The organism is Flagellimonas eckloniae (genome assembly GCF_001413955.1).
GTDB classification, from domain to species: domain Bacteria; phylum Bacteroidota; class Bacteroidia; order Flavobacteriales; family Flavobacteriaceae; genus Flagellimonas; species Flagellimonas eckloniae.
Map to the genome: position 1 here is coordinate 2,666,414 of NZ_LCTZ01000002.1, position 25,178 is coordinate 2,691,591.

Below are 25,178 nucleotides of genomic sequence, written 5' to 3' on the forward strand. Positions count from 1 at the left end.
CAGTTTCTTTAAAACACTACAAGCAAAAAAAATGGTTTTCTACTTAAAAAGCCATTTGTACAAATCATTGCCATTCGCAAATAACAACAAGGCTATTAAAAGAAAGAACCCAACCATTTGTGCATATTCCAAAAACTTATCGCTAGGTTTTCTGCCTGTTACCATTTCATACAGCAAAAACATTACATGTCCCCCATCCAATGCGGGTATGGGCAATACGTTCATGAAAGCAAGAATAATGGAAATCAATGCCGTGGTAGACCAAAAAGCAGCCCAATTCCACGTATCAGGAAACATACTCCCAATAGCGGCAAATCCACCAACTCCTTTATAAGCCCCAGTGGAAGGATTGAATATTTTTTTAAGTTGTTTTACATAACTGGACAATGTGGTTACGCCCTTATCAATACCTGCAGGAATAGACTCAGCAAAAGAATAGGTCTCAACCTTTATGTTCAACATTCCTTTTTCCTGCAAATCTTCCATAGTTGGAAAACCAGGCCTCACCCCAATGGTTGCACTATCGCTAATTTTGACCGGAATATTGGCAACTTCCCCACCTTTTCTGGCAACAGTTAACTCAATATGCTGTCCTTCATATTTCTTTAAAATTGATTTTGCCTGGTCAAAATAAGTGATTTTGTCGTCTCCAATTTTTATGATTTCATCCTCAACTTTTAGACCAGAATCCTTGTTCTCAGATTCTTCAGATACCTCACCTATCAAAAATGGAATACGATAATTTAAAAACCTGACTTTTTCTTCATCATCCAAAAGGGTAGAAATAAAGTCTATTGGAATTTCTTTTTCAATCCGTTGTCCGTCTCTTTCCAATGTAATGGTATTTCCATTGATCAACTCGATAAAAACGCTGTTAAAGGATTCAAGTTCATTACCATCAACGGCGATAATTTTGTCCCCTGTTTGTATTCCGACCTTATCCCCTATTTCCTCTTCCATTACCCAAACACCATCTCGTAAACTTTCCATTGGGACGTATTGTTCACCATACGAATACGCCATTCCAATGTAAATAATAACCGCAAGAATAAAGTTAACCGTAACGCCGCCCAACATGATAATCAATCGTTGCCAAGCAGGCTTACTCCTGAACTCCCAGGGTTTTGGTTCTTCTTTCATGGCTTCTGTGTCCATGCTTTCATCAATCATTCCAGCAATTTTCACATAGCCTCCCAATGGCAACCAACCTATTCCATAAACGGTCTCTCCAATTTTTTTCTTGAAGAGGGAAAATTTTATATCAAAAAAGAGGTAGAATTTCTCAACCCTGGTCTTAAATAATTTTGCAGGGATAAAATGTCCTAGTTCATGAAGAACAATCAGCAAGGACAAACTGAGAAAGAATTGTATGGTTTTTATTAGTATGGGACTCATTTGATCGTATCTGTTAAAACGCACAAAAGTAAACTTTTACAAAGTCATAAAAAAACAGGCGTTGAGACCACACTGGGTTTTAAGAAAGTTTTGGCAACAAAACTTCCGTTTTATGACAAACAATCCTGCAGTCAGCCGTAATTTTGCAAAACATGCTGTCCTTTTTTTTAAAATATAAATTCTTTGGAATGGTGCTCTTGGCACTTTCTATTGTGATAATCTATCTTTTTTACACTGCGTTGCAACCTAAAAAGATGTTACCCATTTACCAACCCAGCATGGTAAGCCAGGAATTGGTGGACAGTACTTTGCATTACAAAAAGAAGTACCATACGATCTCAGATTTTGAATTGATCAATCAAAATGGAAAGAAAATTACCCAACAAGACTACATGGATAAAATTTATGTAGCCGATTTCTTTTTTACTACCTGCCCCACCATATGTCCTATTATGACAAAGAATATGGCAGAAATACAGCATGAGGTAATTAATGACAAAGATGTGATGCTACTATCCCATTCGGTAACCCCAACGATCGATTCAGTAGCGCAATTGAAAAAATACGCACTGGAAAAAGGGGTTGTGGACTATAAATGGAATTTGGTCACCGGCGATAAAAAACAAATCTATGAATTGGCACGGAAATCATATTTGGCCGTTAAAACCGATGGTAATGGAGGTCCATACGATATGATCCATACCGAAAATTTTATCCTTGTGGACAAAGAAAAAAGGATTAGAGGTTTTTACGATGGAACGGATTCCAAAGAAATTGAAAAGTTGCTTCAAGACTTGCAGATCCTAAAAGCAAGCTATGGAGAATAATGCTTGAAATCCCTAAACTTTTGAAATCCCATATGCGCTTTTTTACTTACTTTTGCTCTTACTTAAAATTAATCTAAATAAGAATTTGTGGCGACCGTTATCGACCTTGAACATGGACAAAAAGGAATCATAAGGGAATTTTCGGATAGCATTCCTCCCATAAAACTATTGGAGTTGGGATGTTTGCCAGGAAATCATGTAGAATTAGTTCAGGTTGCCCCGTTAAAAGACCCTATTTATATTAATGTAAATGGGAGCCATATAGCCATTAGACGTTCTTTGGCCAAGCAAATTGAGCTTGATATTGTTGAAGACACCGAAAACGTATGAGCAAAAGCATCAATGTTGCCCTAATTGGTAATCCCAACACCGGAAAAACTTCTGTTTTTAATCAACTCACCGGACTCAATCAAAAAGTTGGGAACTATCCGGGGATTACCGTTGAAAAAAAAGAAGGTGTTTGTAAATTACCCAGAGGGGTAAAAGCCCACATTCTTGACCTTCCGGGAACTTATAGCCTCAATACCACATCACTTGATGAAAGTGTGGTGGTGGAATTGTTGCTCAATAAAAATGATAAGGATTATCCAGATGTGGCAGTCGTTGTAAGCGATGTAGAAAATCTAAAAAGAAACCTTCTGCTTTTTACCCAAATCAAAGATTTGGGTATTCCTGCCATATTGGTCATTAATATGGCCGATAGAATGTCCAGAAAAGGAATTTCCTTGGATGTTGGGGAGTTGGAAAAAAAGCTGGATACCAAAATTGCTCTGGTAAGCACTAGAAAAGGTAGCGGTATTGATCGCATAAAAGAACTGATTGCAGATTTTAAGAGCTTATCTACAACTGCCAATGTGAATACTTCCAGGATTTCACCTGAGTATTTTGAGCGATTGCAAAAGGCATTTCCAAAGGAAGGCCTATATAAACTGTGGTTAGTGATTACCCAGGATGTCAACTTTATGCCCATTGAAAAGAAGCGTATTCAAGACGCAACTTCTTTCTCTACAAAATCTAAAGCAGAGCTTAAAAAACTTCAGCACAGAGAAACGGTATTGCGCTATAAATTTATCAATGACACCTTAAAAGAAACATATAAGGTAGATTTTGAAGCAGCTAGAGGTATGCGTGCCTCTTTGGACAAGATATTGACACACAAAATTTTCGGGTACTTTATTTTCTTGGTTATACTGCTCACCATTTTTCAGGCCATTTTTGAATGGAGTACCTATCCATCCGATTTTATTGATGAGCAATTTTCAATGGCAAGTGATTGGATTAAGAATACCTTGCCCTCCGGAGTCTTTACCAACCTTTTAGCGGAAGGTATTTTAGCCGGCATAGGTGGTATAGCGGTATTCATCCCGCAAATTGCATTTTTGTTCCTTTTCATTTCACTTTTAGAAGAATCAGGATATATGAGTCGCGTGGTTTTTTTAATGGACAAGCTTATGCGCCCGTTCGGTTTAAGTGGAAAAAGCGTTGTTCCCCTGATCTCCGGAACAGCTTGCGCAATACCTGCCGTAATGGCAACAAGAACTATTGAAAACTGGAAAGAACGCCTAATTACCATTTTAGTAACACCGTTCACCACCTGTTCGGCAAGATTGCCAGTTTACCTCATCCTTATTGCCTTGGTAATTCCCAAAGGAAAGATTCTGGGCTTGAGCTACCAGGCATTAACATTAATGCTATTGTACCTTTTAGGATTTGGAACGGCAATTTTTTCGGCAATGATCTTAAATAAGATCTTGAAAATAAAAAGTAGTTCGCTTTTTATGATTGAAATGCCAACCTATAGGCTCCCGCTCCTTAAAAATGTTGTTTACACCGTATTGGAAAAAACCAAAAGTTTTGTGTTTGGTGCCGGAAAAATCATTCTGGCCATTTCAATTGTACTATGGTTTTTAGGTTCAAATGGTTTTTCTGCCGATTTCAAGAATGCAGAAGAAATCGTAAATAAAAGAATTGAAAATGAAGGGCTTTCCCCTTATAGCAAAAACTATATTCGAAACAATATCGATGCCTACAAGAAAAATACCAAGGTAAGCGTAGTGGCTCAGGAAAATGCCATCGGATTAAAATCTCTCCAAGATTCGATACAAGTGATGACGAATATTCTAAGGGAAAAAGCTCGAGCGCAAGAAATTGCCAGCTACAAACTGGAACACTCCTATATTGGATATATGGGTAAAGCGATTGAACCCCTGGTCAGGCCTTTAGGCTATGATTGGAAAATTGGCATTGCGGTGCTGACATCTTTTGCCGCACGAGAAGTTTTTGTTGGTACTTTGGCCACCATTTATAGTGTTGGAAATGATGAAGAAGAAACCATTAAAAGTAGAATGGCCGCAGAATTAGATCATACGGGCAAAAAACCCCTGTTCAATTTGGCATCGGGCATTTCGTTAATGCTTTTTTATGCGTTTGCAATGCAATGCATGAGCACGCTGGCCATTGTAAAAAAAGAAACCAATTCATGGAAATGGCCCATGCTTCAGCTACTAATTATGAGCATTATTGCTTATCTTGTTGCATTGAGCGCTTTTCAAATACTTAAGTAATGGATACTATTCAACATATTTTAATGTATTCAACCCTTACATTGGCATTGGGGTACTTAGTATGGAAATTTATCCTTCCCAAATTTTTATTTTCGAATAAAAGAAACACATCCAAATCCTGCGGTGAAGGTGAATGTGGATGTAACTAGTTAGCACTTCTTCAACATATTACATATTCGTTTACCTCCCATTTATCTCAAAAAGTGAAGAATTCTTTAAAAAAATTCACTTCTCCGTGTAACCTTTTATAAATTCCTGACTATATAGGATAGCATACCAACTAAAAACAAAAATTGAAAGAGCCTTCAGATGAAATACTAATGCAAAAAGTTGCAGATGGCAATCTAGATTTGCTAAAGGTGCTTTTTGATAGACATCATAAGCATATCTACAATTTTTTGCATAAAATGTCTGGAGATTCAATGTTGAGCGAAGATCTTACACAAGATGTTTTTTATAAGTTGATAAAGTACCGAAGTTCCTATAAAAATGGGTCTTTTAAATCATGGCTGTTCACCATAGCCAGAAATAATTTAAAAACACATTTTACCAGGAACCATCAAACTCATGAGAGTATTGATGTACTTGAATACAAACAACTGGAGAGCCAAGAAAACATGCATGAAGATTATTCGCATTTGCAAAATGCGCTCAATAAATTGGATGCAACAGATCGCGAGTTGGTTATTTTAAACAGATTTCAAGAAATAAAATATGAAGAATTGGCGGAAATCATTGGCAGTACTTCTGGTGCAGTAAAAACCAGGGTTTGCAGGGCTTTAAAAAAATTAAAAACTATTTATTTAGAAAATATATAGACATGGAGAAGAATCATGTTTCAAACTTGCTCCCAGATTATCTAGACAATACATTGAGCAAGGAAGCAACTAAAAAAGTGGAAGAACATGTATCCATTTGTATTCAATGCAAATTGGAACTGGATGAAATGAAAATACTTTTCAAAGCTTTTGAAGAGGAAAAACTCGCGGTACCCACCAAACGTCTTGCAGCCAATTTTGAAGGCGCTTTGGCTGAAGAAAAATCAGCTACTTCTAAAGTGGTTTCCCTTGATTCGGTCAATAAAAAGTCTAATTGGGCTTCCAATGTTTTTAAAATTGCAGCAAGCATTGCGCTTTTGGTTGCATCCTTTCAAATGGGAAGAATTTTACAAGATAAAAGCTTTGACCAAGACTTGGCATTGTTAAGAAATGAAAGCTTACAACTGAAACAAACGGCAATGCTTTCCTTAATGGAAAATCAATCCGCCAGTAAAAGAATCCAAGGTGTAAGTTTCATCGAAGAATTTACGAATCCGGATGAAGCCATTGTAAAAGCTTTGGGCAACCGACTTCTTTATGATGAAAATGACAATGTCCGCTTAAACGCTTTCGAAGCACTTTCTAGGTTCGTTACTTCAGAAAACGTGAAACAAGTCTTTATTGAAGCCCTGGAGGTGGAAAAAAACCCAAGTATTCAGATTGGCATAATTCAGGCGTTGGTAAAAATTCAAGAAAAGAAAGCTATTGCGCCCATGAAAAAACTATTGGAACAGGAGGATACCCAACCCTTTGTCAAAAATGAAATCAATTTAGGATTACCAAAAATCATATAAACATCAAAAAACGAAAAATCATGAAACATTTTACACTTTTTTTAATGGCATGTATCTCAACAAGTATTGCCGTTGCACAAACAGATTATTCCAAATCATTAAGTGGAATTGAATGGGTTAAAATTGAATCAAAATCCGATATAACCTTAAAGACCTCCAACTCCAATGAACTGCTGATAAAAGGCAGTAGATATTCAAAAACTACTGAAAAAGCAAAAGGCCTACGATTGGTTGGCGAAGGTGGATCTGATAATACTGAAGTTGGATTCTACGTAATCCAAGATGGAAATTCACTCATCGTAAAAAATCTAAGAAAATCGGAAGGAGCAACAATCTATCTTCCAAAAACACAAAACGTATCCGTAAAAAGTACATGGAGCGGGGATATTGAAATTGACGGTTTCTCCGGGGAAATAGAAGCCGATGCCCAACTCAATGGAAGTATTGAAATTACTAATGTAAATGGACCAGTAACTGCTAATGCCCTTAATGGAGAAGTTATCGTAAAATTTGGAAAAGTAAAACAAGATTCCCCCATCTCCATCTATACCACAAACGGAGAAGTGGATGTTACCTTACCTTCAAATACTCCAGCAAATTTGACACTGGGAACAACCAATGGAGATATCTACACCAACTTTGAGTTTAAAAGGGAAGAAAAGGACGGCCTTAAATCGATTTCAGGACGAAAAGTGAGGGCGACTATTAATAATGGGGGTGTCAACATTTCCTTAAAGTCTACCAATGGGAATATTTATTTAAGAAAATAATAATCAAAAAACGATCAGTCATGAAACATTTAACAATCATGGTAGTAATAGGCTTCATCAGTCTATCCATCAATGCCCAAAAAGTTATTGAAAAGAGTATTCCCTACACCAATCAGATTATAGATGTAGACCTAAAATTTGCTTCCAACATCGATGTGAAAACCTGGGATAAAAACACCGTGTATTTTAAAGCTGATATTTACACCGAAGATTCACAATTTCAAGAGTTTTACAAATTGCACATTGAAGAAAAATCAGGTGAAATTTATATTACCTCAGAGGCAGAAGCAGTTTTTAAGGCGTATCGGAAAGATTGTCTTGAAAAAAATCCTGACAAGAAAAGGAATTGCTATAATACGGGGGATTTAACCGAGTTTAATTATGTGCTCTACGTTCCTAAAAACGCAAAATTTAAAATTAGCAGTATCAATGGCGACCTAAAATCTGAAGTTATCGAAGGAGATTTTACAGCTGATCTTATCAACGGCAATATTGATATTAAAAAGTATAGCGGCAACTTAGATCTTAAGACCATAAATGGTGAGATAGACTTGGTTATGGCCAACTCACGTCTTACGGCAGAAACCATTCATGGTCAGATTTATGCTGATGAAAAATTGGACCTGAAAGTTACGGATAGGTACGTAGGCCAAAAAGTAGAAGGTAGTTTTAACAATGCAACAAACCGTTTGCGCTTAAATACCATTAATGGCAATATGTATTTGCGGCTTTAAAACAGGGGTGCAATAAAGGAATATAGCAATAAGCCCCACCCTATTGCGAGCAGTAATCCCCCAATAGGTGTTATTGGACCAAGGAACCTTAATTTTTTTCCACTGGCAGCGCTCATACATAATCCATAAATACTAAAAGAAAAAAGTAAGGTCCCAAAAACAAAACAATTTATAATGTACTTGTCCAAGGGTTGATCAAACCCAAGATTATAACTAAGCACCAACAGTACAATAGCATGGTACATTTGATATTTGACCCCGGTTTCAAAACTATGAAGTAGTTCCGGGGTCAATTTCTTCTTTAGTGCGTGAGCTCCAAATGCTCCAAAAATAATGGCCAATAGACCATAAAAGCTTCCCATTACTTGAGCCAGTAAAAGTGTTTCCATAAATTTTAAGTGTTTTTATTGAACGTTTTTAAAAAACAATATCAATTTCGGTATCACTGTTTACCTTAAAACAGCATTCTTTATATTTTGGTGGACCAAAGGTCTTCATTTTGGCTTTTGAAAAAGCAACTTTTTCCTTCGGGATTCCCAACCAATTTGTATCAAGAATATTATTCCCATTTTGATCGTGAAACACGGCTACCGCATATTCCCCTGGAGGTATATTTTCTATATGCAACTTTACCACCCCCTCTTTTGCCTGGGCCGTACCGGTTTTAAACACCCCTTCAAAAGTCAGAAAGGTATCATCAGAATCATAAACCGCTACATTTACATTTCCTTCTGTAGATGGAACGTTATGAATCTGAACGGAAATAGTATTCTGTGAGAATATAAAAAAAGGGATTATTAAAAAGGTATATAAAAAAATTCTCATAAGTAAAATCTGGACAAGATTATCGTTTCTTAGTATACGTTTATAAAATCAATTTTGGGCTTCAAGGTTTGCCATTAATTTGCTGTTCAGAAAATCATAAATTTCATTTGTCTGTATACTATCCTTAAAATTGATAAATAGCTTAAGGGAATCATGATGAACCAATCGTATTTTTTCCTGTCGTAAATCATCTACAAACACATATACTTTAGACTCGGTTAACGAATCTTTGAAAACGCCCTTTTCCCTGGCCATCCAAGAAAACCCATTGAAGCGCTCCATTTCTGGAAGCTTTTCAACAAATTCAATGCTGTCAATTTCAGAAATTGGTATTTTCTGATAATAGACTCCTGAAAGGACTCTAAATTTCCCTTCTTCAATTTTGTGCCAATTTTTATAATGGAGTACAAAAGCAGAGGCGCAGATTACAAGCGTAAGAACAATCAAAACGTTCCACAACCAATGCTTTTTCTTTTTATTCATCTCCCTTATCTGTTCTAAACTTTTCAAACCATGCCACGGTATGTGCAATTTTGGTGATTAAATTGCTTGGCTTGTTCGCAATTCCATGGCTTGCTCCGGGAATTTCGACCAACACCGTTTCAATTTTACGCAATTTTAGGGCATGGTACAGTTGTTTGGCTTCACTTGGTGGGGTACGTAAATCGTTCATGCCCACCATAACCATAGTTGGGGTCTCTATATTACCAACGAGGGAAATAGGAGAAAATTTCCAATAGCCTTCAAAATTTTCCCAAGGTTGTCCTGGATATCTATTTTGGGCATAGTAAAAATAATTATCGGCCACCAAAGTTTTACTGATCCAGTTCATCACTGGTTTGGCCACAACGGCAGCTTCAAACCGATTGTTTTTGCCTATAATCCATGCAGACATAATGCCTCCAGCGCTACCACCGGTCACAAACAATTGATCTTCCTGTGCAATTCCCATTTCAATGCAATGATCTACCCCATCCATTACATCGTTATAATCTTCCCCAGGGTAATTGTTGTACAATAAGTTCCCAAACTCTTCGCCATAACTTGTGCTTCCCCTTGGGTTTGGATAAAAAACAATGTACCCTGCTGAAGCATACAATTGCATTTCAATAGAAAAACGATCTCCATAATTGAGTATGGGTCCTCCATGGTTTTCGACCATAAATGGATATTTTTTGGAGGCATCATAGCTTGGTGGATACACTACCCAACCTTGAATGTCTCTTGCATCCACCGAAGACTTGTACCATACTTCCTCTACCTTGCCCAAATCTCTGTAGTCCAATAAGGCTTTGTTGAGTGCGGTAATCTTTATGGGGTCATTACTTTTTGGTTTTAACACCGCCAATTCCGCAGGGTAATTAGGGCGTGAATGCGTAAATACTATCGTCCCACCTTTTGAAATACTATACGACCCACTAGCATAGGGTCTTCCCAATGACGTTCCCCCAACATTGTCCGCAATTTTGGAGACCGTTCCAGAGAGTGAAATGTGACCTATTTTCCCATTGCCCTTATCGTCGTACGAAACGTATAAACCATCGCTCTTGGAATTCCATTGAATGTTGGAAATGGTTCTGTCCAGTCCTTCAGAAATTACACGCTTCCCGCTTCCGTCCAAATTCATCACATGCAACTTACGGATTTGGTATGCCTGTACCTTATCCTCATATCCTAAATAAGCAATATGTTTTCCATCAGGAGATACTTTTGGGCTGTAATCTGGCCCATTGCGATCGGTAAGCGCAGAAATTTCACCGCTTTCCACTTCCACAGTATAAATTTCACTATTTCTAAAACGGTATTCCCAGTCTTCAACCCTGTTTGCTGAAAAGAAAATTTTTGAGCCATCCTTTGTCCATGAGAGTGTGCCTCTATGATGCCAATCTCCTGAAGTAATTTGACGGGGCGCACCTCCATTTGCTGGAATAGTAAAGATATGATTGAAGCCTGGTTTTATATACCCCCTACCATCAGCTTCATGATATACACGATCCGTTATTCTTGGAGATTCTGCCCATTTGGCTCCCTTTGGTTTTTTTGGAATTTTGGCAATTACCGGAGCCGCTTTGGGAACATTCATTGAAAATGCAAGTTGTTTTCCATCTGGAGACCATGCCAATGAACTGGGACTAAATGGCAATTGGCTCAATTTTGCGATTTTCCCAGAAGCAAACCAATACATATAGATTTCCGAACCTTCATCGGTACTACTGGAAAATACAATTCTATCTCCATTGGGTGACCATCTAGGGCTACTTTCATTTACTTCTCTGGAAGTCAATTTTTGGTGTTTACTTCCATCAATCCTTACTAACCATAGGTTTCCAACGGCGGCATCTTTCATAATGTCATATCCCATACGTCGGTATACTACCCACTCACCGTTAGGCGATATTTGAGGGTCCGAGACATATTGTAAATCAAAAATGTCCAAGTAGGAAAAGTTTTGTTTTTGTGCAGTAGAAAATTGCAGTGCACCGGTCACAAGAAATAAAAGAAGAAGTCTCCGCATAGTTTTGAAATTTGTAGTTTTAAAGGTAACGGAATCCAACGATTTCAACAACCGTTCAGCAATCAATAAACATCAGTCATAACTTGCTATATTTATATCAAATAACCTTACATGCTTAAATTCTTTAGAAAGATTCGGCAAAAATTGCTTTCCGAAAAAAAGTATTCAAATTACTTTCTTTATGCCATTGGCGAAATTGTATTGGTGGTCATTGGTATTTTAATCGCACTTCAAATAAATAATTGGAATGAGCAGGTAAAAGAACTTGAAAAAGAGCAAGCTTTTTTAGAAGAGATAAATTTGGATTTTAAATCCAACAAAATACAGTTAGACTCTATAATAAATTACAATAAAGTGAGTTTACATGCCGGTTCTAGATTGTTGGAGATTATACAAAACTTTGATCTTAAGAACCCTAAGGTTGATGAGTCGAATGCCCATTTGACGGATAGTATTCGCTATTACTATGGTTTGGTTTGGAGAAACAAATCGTTTAACCCCAAAAATGGTAGTGTTGAGGCGCTTTTAAACTCTTCTTCTTTTGATGTCATTAAAAATGACACTTTAAGACGAAATTTAATTTCATGGAAAGACGTGCTAAATGATTATTTAGAAGAAGAGGAATTTGCCATAAATTTTCTGTTTTATGAATATCGCCCTTGGGCAAGAGAAAATTTTGATCCAGACCTAAATGACGACCCTGAATATATTACGGCATTTTTTAGCAAGAGACACAGAAATTTTCTAAATCAAAGAGCTGGAGATTTGTATAACAATTTAACTACTGTTGAGGAAGAGGGGGTGACGGCTATGATAGATAATATTATTCGTTTAACAGAACCCAAGGATTATGATTAAATTCTTCCGTCGCATCCGTCAAAATTTACTCTCTGAAAACAAGTTTTCCAAATATCTATTCTATGCCATTGGGGAGATTATCTTGGTGGTCATTGGTATTCTGATTGCTTTGCAGTTGAACAATTATAGTGAGTCTAAAAAAGAACGCAAACAAGAAGTTTCTCTTCTTACCAATTTGGCCAATGAGATTAAGTTGGATATTCTTCAAATTGAAAACAGCACTGAAATATCCACGAAGAGATTATCCCGATTGGACAGTATTGTGCAGCTGCTTGAAAATTCATCCAATATTGATAAGTCTTTGTTTATTGAAAAATCGTTTGAGTTTGTAATTGATCAATACTTTAAGAGCAATAGCGGTATTTTTGATGAAGCTGTTTCATCGGGCAGAATGAGTTATGTACAAAATGAAGAATTACGCCAAAATATTTTTGACTATTACCGAAATGCAAGTGAAAGTGACAATGATGGCACAACCCGCCAGGTAACCGATGAACTTATTACACCCATTTTCGTAGAGACCTTGTTTATGAATCCTGAAGGGTTCTCATCACTGGGACTAAACGTACAAAATATTGCCAATTTAGAAAGTATTGATTTGAAAGCACTTAAAGAGAACAGGGATTTTTGGAAAATGGTGTTGCTTAAATTCGGCAGTAATCGAGAACAAATGTCCCGATGGTACGAGATTAAATTACAAGCGCAAGATGTGAAACAACAAATAGAACACGAACTGGGTAATTTGAAAGAATGAAAGCAGCCACGGTAGTCCAAATCAAAAAAGAACTACAACATAGAAACCCTGATGAGTTATTGGAGCTTTGTCTTCGTTTATCCAAATTCAAAAAAGAAAATAAGGAGTTATTGACTTATTTATTGTTTGAATCCGACGATGAAGAAGGATATATTGAAACCGTGAAAGGAGAAGTAGATCAGCAGTTTTCCGAAATAAACATCAATAGTTTTTTTTACATCAAAAAAAGCTCGCGGAAAATTCTTCGCAACCTAAAAAAATACATCCGATACTCTGGTAAAAAAGAAACAGAGGTTGAACTCATGTTGTATTTCTGCGAAAAACTTAAGGCCTTTCGACCGTCCATAAACCGCAACACGACTTTATTGAATCTGTACAACCGCCAGCTGGACTATATCAGCAAGAAAATTTCCGCATTGCATGAAGATTTACAATATGATTATGGGTTAATCTTGGAAGAATTACAACAATCGCCAGGCAACCATTTCTAGGGAACAAACGTCTTTCTTTATACAAACCATATCACTAATGAAACAATTAGGTCCAAACAAAAAAACAGCCCATTTAGCTGGCTTGCTCTATTTTCTAGTTGTGCTTACAGGTATTTTCAGCCTTCTATATGTTCCATCACGGCTTATTGTTTCGAACGACCCAGTTAGTACGATAGGGAATATTCAGTCTTTCGAACTTCTTTTCAGGTCTGGAATTTTGGCAGGTTTGCTTTGCTATATTTTCTTTTTACTATTGCCATTGGTCTTATATAAACTTTTTGAATCCATTAATAAAAACTTTGCTTTAGTAATGGTAGTTTTGGCGATAGTAAGCGTACCTATCTCCTTTGTCAACATGATACATAAATTTGATGTTCTTGCACTTCTCAATGGTGCGGAACATCTTGCAGCTTTTACACCAGAACAAATCCAATCACAGGTAATGTTATCCCTAAAATCGTACAGCTATGGGAATTTAGTTGCTCAAGCATTTTGGGGGCTTTGGTTATTCCCTTTTGGATATTTGGTATTCAAATCAGGGTTTTTGCCTAAGTTTTTGGGCTTATTTTTAATGATTGGCAGCTGTGGCTATTTTCTAGATTTTGCAGGTCGAGTTGCCTTTTCAAACTATGGAGATTTGTGGGTTTCCGACTATATCACCATTCCCGCTAGCATCGGTGAGATTGGCACATGTCTTTGGTTACTGATTATGGGAATACGACTAAAAAAAGATTAAGGGCCGATTAAAATTCCCTTTTTCAAAATTCACTTTCAATAAATCTGGATTTGTTTTTTGAATTATTGATTGAATAACTCAGATTCAACAACACTACATCTACTTCATAAACATAATTGGTGGTGGTAAAAAACTCGTCTGGCCTAGAAGTGGTTATTCGTTGCTCATTGGTATTCCAAAGACCCATATCTATATGTTGCCACTGTAACGTTGCAGTAAGCCTATCATCCAAAAAACTCTTTTTAAAACTACCTGATATAGCATAGTGATAAACATTGCCACCAATAAAGTTGATCCATTTTGTTGTGGGTTTTAGTTCAAATCCCATGTCCAATCCTAACGTCTTTTCCTTGCCCACATTGGAGTAAATTCGATTTAAAATTGTGTCATTTAAAATGGTATTCCCCCTGTTTACAACATTCTTTGTATTTCTATAATATGCCGTTGCAAAAAAGATATTCCCATTTCCAACTTCAAAGTCTGGAAAAACATAATCTGTTTGAAATCGAAATCTATTCAACGGATTGTCATTGGTGTTGAATTCATCTTGGAAAACTATTCCTGTATTTGGAAATCCCAGGTTTCGATTTGTGGTGGGTCCTCCCAATAGGGTATACTCATAAAGCAATGATGCTGAAATTTGCCCTTCATTTTTAAACTGATAGGTATAATCAAAACTTCCCAAAACAAAGTCATTTTTACGTATTCGGAGATTTTCATTAAAATACTGATTAGTATATATTTTATTTTCCCTTCTGCCGGAGTAATTGCATGGTTGTCAAAATAATAAAATATCTGTTGTTATGTTTTTACTTTTTTCTAATATAAAATTCTAAATAATAATTATTTAGAATATCTAATTTAAACTTAAAAGTAAACATTATAGAATAGTTGGTTTTATCAAAACTATGCTCTCCATCCGAAAGAAATTTGGTAAGCGTATCATTAAGGATTGTAAAAACATCCCCTTCCTTTCTCCCTGAAATATCATTTCGCTGATAGTTGGCTCCCAGCGAAATATTCCACTTGTTCGTTTGATATTATAAGTGAAATCAACCCCATGACGGTGTGCGTATTCCTTATTATTATAATCTTCAATCGAAGGAAATCCAGCTTTACTATTCACTTGAACAAAGTCATCTTTGTAAGCTCCCTTTCTTGTTCAATTTCAAACTTTTTTAACCTTGACCCAGCATCCAAGTCTATCATTACAACAATCCCTAAGCGCCACAAAATGAAAAAATGACAATGCATTTTTCATTTGATTTATGTCCCGTCCTTTCCAAAAAACAATATTGTGAAGTAAAAAAGATTTTAAATTTTCAGATAAATCCCATAATTCCAACATTTTAACGGTATAGTGCTTGATTTTGACAAACCCTTTTATATCTTTAAATGCTTTGTTTTCAACGAATGTTGCTATGAATTTGAAAACTCGAATACTATTGTTTGTCGGTTTTTTCACGACAACCTTGGGAATATCACAGTGGGTTCAAACTAGTGGGCCGCAAGGTGGTGCACTCAAAGAAATTGTCGCTGCAAATGGTAATTTGATTTTATCTGCTGGCGAAGCTGGTCTATATCTATCTACAAATAATGGCACTTCTTGGAGAACGGCCAACTCTGGTTTACCCTGTAACATTACTATTAAAAAACTTATCTCTGATGATGAGTTCGTTTATGTTGTAACTGAGGAGGATGGACTTTTTAAATCTGAAGATTTTGGAGCTAGTTGGCTGCCAATAAATAACGGCATTTCCAACTTTACATTTAATTCGATCTATGCGGATGGAACTAATCTATACGCCGCCAACGAGGACGGCGGAGTCTACTATTCTCCAAATAGAGGAACGAGCTGGGAAGAAAAAAGTTCAGGTATTGCAATGGTCTTGTTTAACGATTTTGCCATGTTCAATGGCCAATTGTTTGCCGCTGGTGCTGATTTATTCGGAACCACAGATAACGGCGACACCTGGAACTCGGTTGGCCTCCCAGGTTTACTTACAGGGGCAATAAAATCAATTGCCGCCACAGCAAATACTTTGTTTATTACTGATAGTAATGCGGTGTTTTTCTCCAATGGAGCTTTGACGACATGGACAGCGGCTACCGTTAGTCCAAATGCCCCAATAACAAGTATTCAAACTTCTGGAAATCGAGTTTTTATAACAACTTCTGATGGCAGGATATTTTTTAGCGATAATGAAGGGGTAAACTGGAATCTTATCCAAAATAACAATACGGATAGACCTGCTGAAGATGCCCTTTTTACCAATGGTAGAATATTGATGACTACATCAGAAGGACTGTTCTCTTCTGGTGATAGCGGTCTAAACTGGAATGAAAGCAATAACGGAATATTGGCAACAAGCATCGAATCACTTCATACCAATGATTCTTTTATTTATGCTGGCACCAAAAATCAACATGTATTTCGCTCAGGTGATAATGGCCAATCTTGGACAAGACTTAGAAATGGGTTGAATACCATTGAGTCTTCCCATGTTTCCGATATAATTACTTATCAGGACAACTTGCTCATTGCAACCGATGATGGTGTTTACGAATCCACGGATGATGGAAATTCTTGGACAAAAATTCTTGACCCAGGCCCAGGAGGTAATGTAGCAACTCTTGCCACAAGAGATCGGGTTATATTGGCAGGAGTAAATGGAGTTGGCCTCTATATTTCATTGGATGATGGAGTATCTTGGAGCCTTACAAGTGGGTCAGGTCTTGGTATAAATTCAGACTATGAATCCATTGTTATCCAAAGCGCCACCATATTGATCAGTGCAAGAAATGGTAAAGTTTTTGAATCCATAGATTTTGGATTAAACTGGGGCGAGGTTTCAATTACGAACGGTTTTACTTTGGTTTATAAACTAATTCTACATGAAGATAAATTATATGCGGCAACAGCTCGAGGTTTTTGGGTAAGTGATAATTTTGGAGGGAGCTGGAATGCATTTAATGATGAATCCATTCCATTATTTGATGCGGAAATTGTAGATGATTTGGTTTATGCCGGGTCAGATCAAGGGGTTTTTGTCGCCTCTCTTGATGGCTCACCTTGGTTTGAGTTGTGTGCGGGTATAGGAAAACGGACTGTAAATGAACTTGTGTTAACAGATGACCTTCTTTTTGGAGGAACTTTATCCTCCAGTGTCTGGAACTATGATTTAAGCAATAGCATCTTCCCCCCAGAAGAAGGAAGCTCAAATATTACAGAAACGGTAGAGTTATGTTCTTCAGATACTCCAATTGATCTAACCAGTCTTCTCCCTAATTCAATTGAACTTGGCGGTAGTTGGAGTCCCGAACTAAACTCAACAAGTAACATTTTGAATCCTAGTGTAGATTCCTCTGGAATTTATACATACATGCTACCCGAATCAGATTGTGGCTGTAGTACCTCTTTTCAAGTTCAAGTGGACATAGATCCGCAAACCAGCGCAGGAGATGATATTGTGCTGGAAGCCTGTATAAATAATGAACCCTTTGATTTGTTGGAGCGTTTAGGTGAAAATGCCGCACAAGGGGGTACCTGGAGTCCTTCTTTGTCAAGCGGGTCTAATATTTTCAATCCTACAATTGATGTAGCAGGAATTTATAGCTACACCGTTACCTTTGACTGTGGACAAGATACTGCCGAAGCTACTATTTCAATTTCAGGAGGTTTTGAAATTCCATCGGATTTAATAGACATCAAAACATCTTCAAAAGAAGGACTCATTACTGTAATGGTAGATTATGATAATCAATTTGAATTCTCTTTGGATGGTATTAATTACACCCAAAATAATGTTTTACCTGTATTGGAAGGAGGAAGTTATACTGTTTTTGGAAGGGAAATAAATGGTTGTGGGTTTTTTCAGAAGGAAGTTTCATTGTTGTTCATCCCAAAATTCTTTTCCCCAAATATGGATAGTTTTAATGATTATTGGGAAATTTCTGGAGAAATAAACCAAAATTTTACACTTACAATTTTCGACAGATTTGGAAAATTGTTAAAGCAATTAGATAACAACAATTCCCGTTGGGATGGAAATTTCAACGGTAAAAGATTGCCTTCATCAGATTATTGGTTCAGCATAGTCTTTGAAAACGGAAGTTCTGAATCGGGACACTTTTCTTTGATTAGATAAGTCCTAAAATCAATAATTTCAAACTACCCCAGCCCTACATCCAAGGTCATCATCACAATAAAACCCCCAATAAAGCCCATTACAGCAATATCCGAATGTTTGTCTTGTTGGGTTTCCGGAATCACCTCTTCAACAACAACAAAAATCATCGCGCCCGCCGCAAAGGCCAGTGCATAGGGCAAAATGGGTTCAAAGGTAAGCACGGCCCAAGCCCCTATAACCGCAGCTATGGGCTCCACTAATGCCGATGCTTGCCCATACATAAAACTTTTTCTTCGGGTAAGACCTTGCCTTCGCAAGGGCATGGCCACGGCAAAACCTTCAGGGAAATTCTGTAATCCAATCCCCAGGGCCAAGGCAACTGCGCCTCCAATGGTTGCCCCATCAAAGCCAGCAGCGACACCTCCAAAAAGTACCCCTACGGCCAACCCTTCAGGGATGTTGTGCAATGTTATCGCCAAGGTGAGCAAAGTGGTTCTGTGCCAAGGTGTTTTCATACCCTCCGCCTCACTTTCTTTAAAATTTATATGCAAATGCGGTAGTACCTTATCCAATCCAAAAAGAAAAAACGCCCCCAGTAAAAACCCTACTGCGGCAGGAATTACCTTAACAAAACCTTCACCCGGACTCATTTCAATTCCAGGGGCAAGCAAGCTCCAAAAACTGGCGGCTACCATCACCCCACCAGTAAACCCAAGCATTCCGTCCATTACGGCTCGGTTTGGGTTTTTAAAGAAAAAAACCAATCCAGCTCCCAGGGCTGTCAGTCCCCAAGTAAACAAAGTGGCATAAAAAGCGGCCAAAATAGGGTTTATAGATTCAAAATAGTTGATTACTTGTTCCATTAGTCATTCTTTTTAACGTAAAGATTCGATGCTATTTGATGCGATATATTCAATTTTTTATCCTCGACTTTTATATGGAGCGACATATCAAAATCTTCTTTTTCCAAAACTTGGATTGTATTTCCCAAAGCAATATTGTTCTTGTCCAAAAATTTTAAAAACATAGCAGAAGTATCTTTAACTCCAACACAAACACCAATACTTTTTAAAGGCATCTCACTCAACAACTGTTTGTCCCTCACCATAAACTTGCCGTCTTTTGTGGGAATTGGGTCTCCATGCGGATCATATTTGGGATGACCCAAAAGCTCATCCAATTTGTCAATTAACTTTTCGCTTTTTATATGTTCCAATTGCTCTGCTACTTCGTGAACCTCATCCCATGAAAAATCTAATTTTTCTACCAAAAAAACCTCCCATAACCTATGTTTTCGAATAATGGAAAGCGCTGTTTTAATTCCGAAATCGGTCAAAGAGACCCCTTGATATTTTTTGTAGTGGACCAGACCCTTATCAGCTAATTTTCTGGCCATATCCGTAACTGAAGACGGTTTTGTTTGCATTTGCTCCGCTATGGCGTTGGTAGCAATTGGCGTAGCCGTATTACCTCCTAAATGAAATATGGTCTTGATATAGTTTTCTTCGGACCTGGTCATATGTTCTTTTGATGTTACCACCCAACTGCACTGAAAATAGCAATTAGTTTAATTTTTCAAAAATACATTTTTATTTATAAAAACAAATTTTTAGATTTGTCTAAATTTTAATTTAAATGAGTAAAAAATGAAATCAATCTCATTGGCACTAATTTTACTAAGTTTCATTTCGGGATGGTCCCAAACCGGAACAATCCAAGGTAAGGTCTCCGAAAATGGACAAAACCTACCTTTTATCAACATCTACTTAAAAGGAACCCAAAACGGTACCTCTACCGATAAAAATGGAAACTATTCTATTGCTAGCCTGGCCCCAGGAAACTATGTGCTGATTGCCTCAGCTATTGGATATGAACCCTATAGAAAGTCGTTTTTAATTGGAAGAGATGAATCAATAACACTCAATATTGAGTTGACACCATCCGCCGAAGCATTGGATGAAATGGTGGTTACCGGTACCTTAAAAGCAGTAAGTAGATTGGAAAGTGCTGTTCCTGTTGAAGTTTATAAGCCAACCTTTCTAAAACAAAACCCAACCCCAAGTATTTTTGAAGCCCTTCAGAATGTAAATGGGGTTCGTCCGCAGATCAATTGCAACGTTTGCAATACGGGCGACATCCATATAAATGGATTGGAAGGGCCTTACACTTTAGTGTTGATAGACGGCATGCCCATTGTAAGCGGTCTGGGTACGGTCTACGGATTATCCGGAATACCAAACTCCCTAATTGAACAAATTGAAATTGTAAAAGGGCCTGCCTCCACACTTTATGGCAGTGAAGCTGTTGGCGGTTTAATCAACATCATTACCAAACATGCACCCAATGCCCCCGAGTTTTTTGCGGATGGGTATTTGACCGGTTGGGGGGAATACAACCTAGATATTGGTTCAAAATTTGAGGTGGGTAAAAAAACAGATGTATTGTTGGGCATCAATTATTTTAATTTTGATGAAATCATTGACAACAACGACGATAATTTTACAGATCTGACATTACAAGATCGTATCTCTATTTTCCAAAAATGGAACTTTAAGCGGGATAATGCCAAGGTATTTTCTCTTGCAGGCCGATTCTTTTATGAAGACCGATGGGGAGGGGAACTCCAATGGACACCAGAGTTTAGAGGTGGCGACGATATTTATGGAGAAAGTATCTATACCCGCAGATGGGAAGTTTTGGGAAAATATCAATTACCCATTGATGAAAAAGTAATGCTTTCTGTGTCCTATAATGACCATGATCAAAACTCTGTTTACGGGAATGTTTCCTATTTGGCAAATCAGCGAATCGGGTTTGGACAAATGACTTGGGACAAATCCATTGGCAACCATGATTTGCTCTTTGGAAGTGCCATTCGCTATAACTTTTATGATGATAATACCCCAGCTACAGAAAGTGCTGACGAAGTCTGGATTCCCAGTCTTTTTGTTCAAGATGAATTAAAACTTGCTGAAAAACATTCCCTTTTAGGGGGCATCCGCTATGATTATGACAATAGGCATGGTAATATTCTTACCCCAAGAGCCGCATATAAGTGGAGAATTTCCGATAATGATATTTTCAGAATCAATGCAGGAACAGGGTTTCGAGTGGTGAACCTGTTTACTGAAGATCATGCCGCACTGACTGGAGCACGGGACGTAATTATTTCCGAAGAACTAAAACCTGAACGTTCTGTAAACATAAACCTCAACTATTTGAAAAAAATATATATGGACAATGGCACCTTCGTAGGTATTGATGCTTCCGCTTTTTATACCCATTTCTCCAATGTTATTTTACCAGATTACGATACCGACCCTAATCAAATTATCTATGATAACTTAGATGGAAAATCAGTTTCCAAAGGGGTAAGTGCCAATATCGATTTAGTGCTGCCCAATGGACTTAAGTTTTTGGTGGGGGCCACTTGGCAAGATGTAAGCAATACTGAAAATGGAGTTACGGAACGTCAAATACTTACCGAAAGCATTACTGGAACATGGAATGTCTCCTATACTTTTAGAAGTTTAAATCTTACTGTAGATTATACAGGTAATTTGTACGGGCCAATGCGCTTACCAACTTTAGGGGAGTTAGATCCCCGACAGGAGTTCTCACCTACTTGGAGCATTCAGAACATTCAGTTTACCTACAAAGGGTTAGACAAGTTTGAATTCTACGGTGGTATTAAAAACCTCTTGGATTGGACGCCCAACCGGGGAAATCCTTTTATAATAGCTCGTGCCAATGATCCCTTTGATCAAAACGTACAATTTGACCCCCAAGGTAATGTTGTGGTAACAGCGGACAATCCATATGCCCTTACTTTTGATCCCAGCTATGTGTACGGCCCCAACCAAGGTATCCGTGGGTTCTTTGGATTACGGTATACGGTTTTTTAGGACACTGCCTTTTTGTATCTTGGAAGGAAAATGTATTTAAATCCTATGGCCGTTATCATTGAACCTAAAATATCCAATCCAATGAAGCTCTTGTTGTTTACATGTATAGGCTGTTGTTTTATGATTTCCCAGCTGTCCTTTTCCCAAAACACCAATGAAGTCATTGAGCCCGAAGTTGCTGGGAACAGAGTGATAGATTTGCTTGAAGGGGGTACCCTGGATGCTTGGAAGGTTCCCTCCACAAACTGGAAGATACAGAACGAAAGTATTATTGGATCTACCGGAGAGGAGAAACTTGAAATCCCGGAATGGCTTTATACCAAACAGCGGTTTAGGGATTTTGAGTTCACTTGCGAGATGCGACTTAGCGGAGATCGACGTCGCAATACGGGTATCTACTATCGGGTACATCCGTTTCTTTTCAAAAGTCAGAATGGTAAGAAATCGTATATGGCCCCTTCGGGATACGAATTTGATGCCGCCTTTCACCATCCCGATGGGAAAAATTTCAGGGGAACCCTCGGGGATTGGTACGCCCGACCATCATTGCGTATTTTCCCCGATAAGGATATCATCAATAAAGCTTACAAAACGGATGAGTGGAATCGAATGACCCTTAGGGCACATGGAAATCGTTTGGAATATTGGATTAACGGCTTTAAGGTAATGGATTATACCGATACCGATCCAAAAGCTTCCCAAGAAGGCATCATTGGTTTCCAGATTCATGATGGTTCCGTTATGACGGTGGAGTATCGTAACATTAGGGTACTTCCGCTCTAGCCTTGGCTAAAAAAAGTTGAGAACCCCAGTAAAGTACAATAATGCTAGAGCTAAACCTTTCCTAAGTAAATATATATTCCTTTCCGTACTTTTGATGCATGTCCCATTACGATTATATCATTATTGGAGCAGGTGCAGCTGGTCTTATGCTGGCAGATTCTTTGGGAAAAGATGATTTCTTCGCATCCAAATCCATATTGATACTGGAGAAGGATGATAAATCAAAAAACGACCGAACTTGGTGTTTTTGGGAAAAAGAAAATGGTGCGTTTGATGATATTCTCCATAAAAGCTGGTCCAAGGTATATTTTGCGGGAAAAGATTTAAAACTTTCCACAACAATTAGACCCTATACATATAAAATGCTTCGAGGCATTGACTTTTATAGCCATTTTTTAACGAGAATAAAAGGCTATTCCAACATTTCATGGCTAAAAGGCAATGTTGTTGCTATTGAGGAAAATGAAAATGGAGCCATGGTATCAACCAACACGCAAAAATTTTCTGGAACGCAAGTTTTCAATAGCACCTTTGATTATCAAAGCGTCATAAATCAAAAGAAATATCCGGTACTTCAACAGCATTTCTTAGGCTGGTTTGTAAAAACCAAACATCCTATTTTTAAGGTAGATGAAGCTACTTTTATGGACTTTTCCATACCTCAAAAAGGGAATACCCGTTTTATGTATGTGCTTCCATTCTCCGAAACCGAAGCGCTTTTGGAATATACCTTGTTTTCAGAAAAAACCTTGGAAAAACAGGAATATGAAGATGCCATTGAAGATTACCTAACCAATGTATTGAATTGCTCTGATTATGAAATAATGGAAAAAGAAGTAGGTAACATTCCCATGACCTGTTATAAATTTCATAAGCACAATACGAATAGTATTTTGAATATTGGTATAGCCGGTGGATGGGCAAAACCCAGTACGGGATTCACATTTTATAATACCAGCAAAAAAGTAAAGGCACTGACTGATCATCTAAAGAAAGGAAAAACACTATCCAAATTTTACAAAAGGGATAAATTTTGGTTCTACGACTTGTTGCTTTTGGATATCCTTCATAGTCAAAACCATTTGGGCCAATCTATATTTGAATCATTGTTCAAAAAAAGAAAAGCTTCGTTAATCTTAAAGTTTCTTGATAATGAAACCAGTGTTTATGAAGACATACAAATAATGGCAGCTCCTAAAGCGTTCCCTTTTATGAAAGCATTGTTAAAGAGAGTTTTTAGACCGTTCTTTTCATAAGATTTTCTCCAAATTCCTTTAGCACTGATTTGTTCTTCTCTGACATCTTTATCGAAACCAACGCATCAAAAGCTTTTTGGGTATAGTCACTAATTTCCTTTTTCGCTTCTTCCACTGCCCCACTTTCCATAAAAATGGATTTCACGGTCTCGATCTTGGTTGTAGGGTCCTCAGGTTGTAGGGAATATAAATGCTTTAGACTTTCTTGTTGTTCTTTTGGGGCAAACTCCAATGATTTTAGGTAGAGAAACGTCTTTTTGTTCTCCATGATGTCCCCCCCAACCTGTTTTCCAAAGGTTTCGGGGTCGCCAAAAGCGTCCAGATAATCATCTTGTAGCTGAAAGGCTATTCCAAGGTTTTTGCCAAATTCATAAATATAATCGGTATCATTTTGGGAAGCTTTGGCAATAATGGCTCCCATTTTCATGGCTGCAGCTACCAAAACTGCCGTTTTGTACTCAATCATTTTTAGATATTCGGGAATTGTAACATCATCCCTCAATTCAAAATCAACATCATATTGTTGTCCTTCACATACTTCAATCGCAGTTTTGCTAAAAAGAATGGTCAACTTTTTAAAAACCTCTGAATCATAACTTTCAAAAAACTGATAGGAATTTATCAGCATGGCATCACCGGATAAAATACCTGTATTCACATCCCATTTTTCATGCACCGTGGTCTTACCCCTACGCAAGGGGGCATCATCCATAATATCATCATGGACCAAGGAAAAATTATGGAACATTTCAATCGCCAAAGCTGCATCCAAGGCATCCTGGAGAATTCCACCAAACAGATCAGTGGTCATTAAGGTTAGCACAGGGCGCAATCGCTTTCCCCCCAAACCTAAAATATAATTGATTGGCTCATATAGGTTTTTGGGCTCCTTGACCTCAATTTTCTTTTCAAGGTGTATTATAAACTCGTTACGGTAAAACGCTGTTGAACGCATTGCTTCAATTTTTTCCAAAAATACAGCCATTGTTACAAATAGTGTAATTGCGCGTCAAATTGATAGTG

24 protein-coding genes are annotated in these 25,178 nt (G+C 37.6%); 15 read left to right on the top strand and 9 right to left on the bottom strand.

Translation table 11 applies throughout. From position 1 onward, the window contains the following. Window positions 1–39: 39 nt before the first annotated feature. On the bottom strand, window positions 40–1,395 hold the full coding sequence (gene rseP, locus AAY42_RS11375; RefSeq protein ID WP_055395272.1) for an RIP metalloprotease RseP: 1,356 nt from the start codon (window positions 1,393–1,395) through the stop codon (window positions 40–42). Window positions 1,396–1,547: 152 nt separating this feature from the next. Here rseP and AAY42_RS11380 point away from each other — a divergent pair, with 152 nt between their 5' ends. The 7 genes from AAY42_RS11380 to AAY42_RS11410 all read left to right on the top strand — a co-directional run bounded on the left by AAY42_RS11380 (window position 1,548) and on the right by AAY42_RS11410 (window position 7,902). Continuing rightward, window positions 1,548–2,222, top strand: a complete 675-nt coding sequence (locus tag AAY42_RS11380) for an SCO family protein (RefSeq protein WP_055395274.1) — start codon at window positions 1,548–1,550, stop codon at window positions 2,220–2,222. A gap of 87 nt (window positions 2,223–2,309) precedes the next feature. Beyond that, window positions 2,310–2,552 (top strand): FeoA family protein, encoded by a 243-nt coding sequence (locus AAY42_RS11385; RefSeq protein ID WP_055395277.1) that lies wholly within the window; start codon window positions 2,310–2,312, stop codon window positions 2,550–2,552. Further along, window positions 2,549–4,786 (top strand): ferrous iron transport protein B, encoded by a 2,238-nt coding sequence (feoB, locus tag AAY42_RS11390; RefSeq protein WP_055395279.1) that lies wholly within the window; start codon window positions 2,549–2,551, stop codon window positions 4,784–4,786. The genes AAY42_RS11385 and feoB overlap by 4 nt, the downstream gene beginning before the upstream one ends. 293 nt (window positions 4,787–5,079) lie before the next feature. Continuing rightward, entirely contained in the window at window positions 5,080–5,604 is a 525-nt protein-coding gene (locus AAY42_RS11395; protein WP_139063726.1) for an RNA polymerase sigma factor, read from the top strand. 2 nt (window positions 5,605–5,606) lie between these two features. Then, window positions 5,607–6,398 (top strand): HEAT repeat domain-containing protein, encoded by a 792-nt coding sequence (locus AAY42_RS11400; RefSeq protein ID WP_055395283.1) that lies wholly within the window; start codon window positions 5,607–5,609, stop codon window positions 6,396–6,398. Between the two features lie 20 nt (window positions 6,399–6,418). Beyond that, on the top strand, window positions 6,419–7,168 hold the full coding sequence (locus AAY42_RS11405) for a DUF4097 family beta strand repeat-containing protein (protein ID WP_082433414.1): 750 nt from the start codon (window positions 6,419–6,421) through the stop codon (window positions 7,166–7,168). A gap of 20 nt (window positions 7,169–7,188) precedes the next feature. Further along, window positions 7,189–7,902: a DUF4097 family beta strand repeat-containing protein gene (locus AAY42_RS11410; protein WP_055395287.1), complete on the top strand. Its 714-nt coding sequence runs from the start codon at window positions 7,189–7,191 to the stop codon at window positions 7,900–7,902. Here AAY42_RS11410 and AAY42_RS11415 read toward each other — a convergent pair. From AAY42_RS11415 to AAY42_RS11430, 4 genes are read right to left on the bottom strand one after another with little or no spacing between them, the layout of a single operon-like run. Further along, a complete protein-coding gene (locus AAY42_RS11415; protein WP_055395289.1) occupies window positions 7,899–8,291 on the bottom strand; it encodes a DUF423 domain-containing protein in 393 nt (130 codons plus the stop codon). The two genes, AAY42_RS11410 and AAY42_RS11415, sit on opposite strands and share 4 nt — an antisense overlap. 28 nt (window positions 8,292–8,319) lie before the next feature. Next, complete coding sequence (locus AAY42_RS11420) at window positions 8,320–8,727, bottom strand: DUF2141 domain-containing protein (RefSeq protein ID WP_055395291.1); 408 nt, start codon at window positions 8,725–8,727, stop codon at window positions 8,320–8,322. 48 nt (window positions 8,728–8,775) lie between these two features. Further along, entirely contained in the window at window positions 8,776–9,210 is a 435-nt protein-coding gene (locus tag AAY42_RS11425; protein WP_055395293.1) for a hypothetical protein, read from the bottom strand. Next, the gene (locus tag AAY42_RS11430) at window positions 9,203–11,242 is read right to left on the bottom strand and encodes an alpha/beta hydrolase family protein (RefSeq protein WP_055397905.1); all 2,040 of its coding nucleotides are present in this window, start codon (window positions 11,240–11,242) and stop codon (window positions 9,203–9,205) included. Before AAY42_RS11430 ends, AAY42_RS11425 begins: the two co-directional genes overlap by 8 nt. Before the next feature lie 111 nt (window positions 11,243–11,353). Here AAY42_RS11430 and AAY42_RS11435 point away from each other — a divergent pair, with 111 nt between their 5' ends. The 4 genes from AAY42_RS11435 to AAY42_RS11450 are packed head-to-tail and all read left to right on the top strand — an operon-like array spanning window position 11,354 to window position 14,081. Then, window positions 11,354–12,100: a DUF6090 family protein gene (locus AAY42_RS11435; RefSeq protein ID WP_055395295.1), complete on the top strand. Its 747-nt coding sequence runs from the start codon at window positions 11,354–11,356 to the stop codon at window positions 12,098–12,100. Beyond that, window positions 12,093–12,854 carry a DUF6090 family protein gene (locus AAY42_RS11440; RefSeq protein WP_055395296.1) on the top strand — a complete coding sequence of 254 codons (762 nt, stop codon included), beginning with the start codon at window positions 12,093–12,095 and terminating at the stop codon, window positions 12,852–12,854. Before AAY42_RS11435 ends, AAY42_RS11440 begins: the two co-directional genes overlap by 8 nt. Further along, on the top strand, window positions 12,851–13,345 hold the full coding sequence (locus AAY42_RS11445) for a hypothetical protein (RefSeq protein ID WP_055395299.1): 495 nt from the start codon (window positions 12,851–12,853) through the stop codon (window positions 13,343–13,345). The genes AAY42_RS11440 and AAY42_RS11445 overlap by 4 nt, the downstream gene beginning before the upstream one ends. A 37-nt stretch (window positions 13,346–13,382) precedes the next feature. Further along, window positions 13,383–14,081, top strand: a complete 699-nt coding sequence (locus tag AAY42_RS11450; RefSeq protein ID WP_055395301.1) for a DUF4386 domain-containing protein — start codon at window positions 13,383–13,385, stop codon at window positions 14,079–14,081. A 22-nt stretch (window positions 14,082–14,103) separates the two neighbouring features. Here AAY42_RS11450 and AAY42_RS11455 read toward each other — a convergent pair whose 3' ends face one another. Then, entirely contained in the window at window positions 14,104–14,766 is a 663-nt protein-coding gene (locus AAY42_RS11455; RefSeq protein WP_055395303.1) for an outer membrane beta-barrel protein, read from the bottom strand. Window positions 14,767–15,502: 736 nt separating this feature from the next. On the opposite strand from AAY42_RS11455, the gene AAY42_RS11470 reads away from it, so the two are divergent. After that, complete coding sequence (locus tag AAY42_RS11470; RefSeq protein WP_139063728.1) at window positions 15,503–18,229, top strand: DUF6242 domain-containing protein; 2,727 nt, start codon at window positions 15,503–15,505, stop codon at window positions 18,227–18,229. 23 nt (window positions 18,230–18,252) lie between these two features. Here AAY42_RS11470 and AAY42_RS11475 read toward each other — a convergent pair whose 3' ends face one another. Together AAY42_RS11475 and AAY42_RS11480 are read right to left on the bottom strand one after the other, a co-directional pair. Continuing rightward, window positions 18,253–19,074 carry a ZIP family metal transporter gene (locus AAY42_RS11475; RefSeq protein WP_055395312.1) on the bottom strand — a complete coding sequence of 274 codons (822 nt, stop codon included), beginning with the start codon at window positions 19,072–19,074 and terminating at the stop codon, window positions 18,253–18,255. Further along, window positions 19,074–19,730 (bottom strand): metal-dependent transcriptional regulator, encoded by a 657-nt coding sequence (locus AAY42_RS11480; protein ID WP_055395314.1) that lies wholly within the window; start codon window positions 19,728–19,730, stop codon window positions 19,074–19,076. The genes AAY42_RS11475 and AAY42_RS11480 overlap by 1 nt, the downstream gene beginning before the upstream one ends. A 127-nt stretch (window positions 19,731–19,857) precedes the next feature. Here AAY42_RS11480 and AAY42_RS11485 point away from each other — a divergent pair, with 127 nt between their 5' ends. The 3 genes from AAY42_RS11485 (at window position 19,858) to AAY42_RS11495 (ending at window position 24,155) form a co-directional block, all read left to right on the top strand. Further along, window positions 19,858–22,116: a TonB-dependent receptor gene (locus AAY42_RS11485; RefSeq protein WP_055395317.1), complete on the top strand. Its 2,259-nt coding sequence runs from the start codon at window positions 19,858–19,860 to the stop codon at window positions 22,114–22,116. A gap of 81 nt (window positions 22,117–22,197) precedes the next feature. Beyond that, window positions 22,198–22,899 (top strand): 3-keto-disaccharide hydrolase, encoded by a 702-nt coding sequence (locus AAY42_RS11490; RefSeq protein ID WP_175288762.1) that lies wholly within the window; start codon window positions 22,198–22,200, stop codon window positions 22,897–22,899. A 98-nt stretch (window positions 22,900–22,997) separates the two neighbouring features. Then, a complete protein-coding gene (locus AAY42_RS11495) occupies window positions 22,998–24,155 on the top strand; it encodes a lycopene cyclase family protein (RefSeq protein WP_055395321.1) in 1,158 nt (385 codons plus the stop codon). Here the strand turns inward: AAY42_RS11495 and AAY42_RS11500 are convergent. Beyond that, entirely contained in the window at window positions 24,136–25,110 is a 975-nt protein-coding gene (locus AAY42_RS11500) for a polyprenyl synthetase family protein (RefSeq protein ID WP_055397906.1), read from the bottom strand. The two genes, AAY42_RS11495 and AAY42_RS11500, sit on opposite strands and share 20 nt — an antisense overlap. Between the last annotated feature and the right edge of the window lie 68 nt (window positions 25,111–25,178).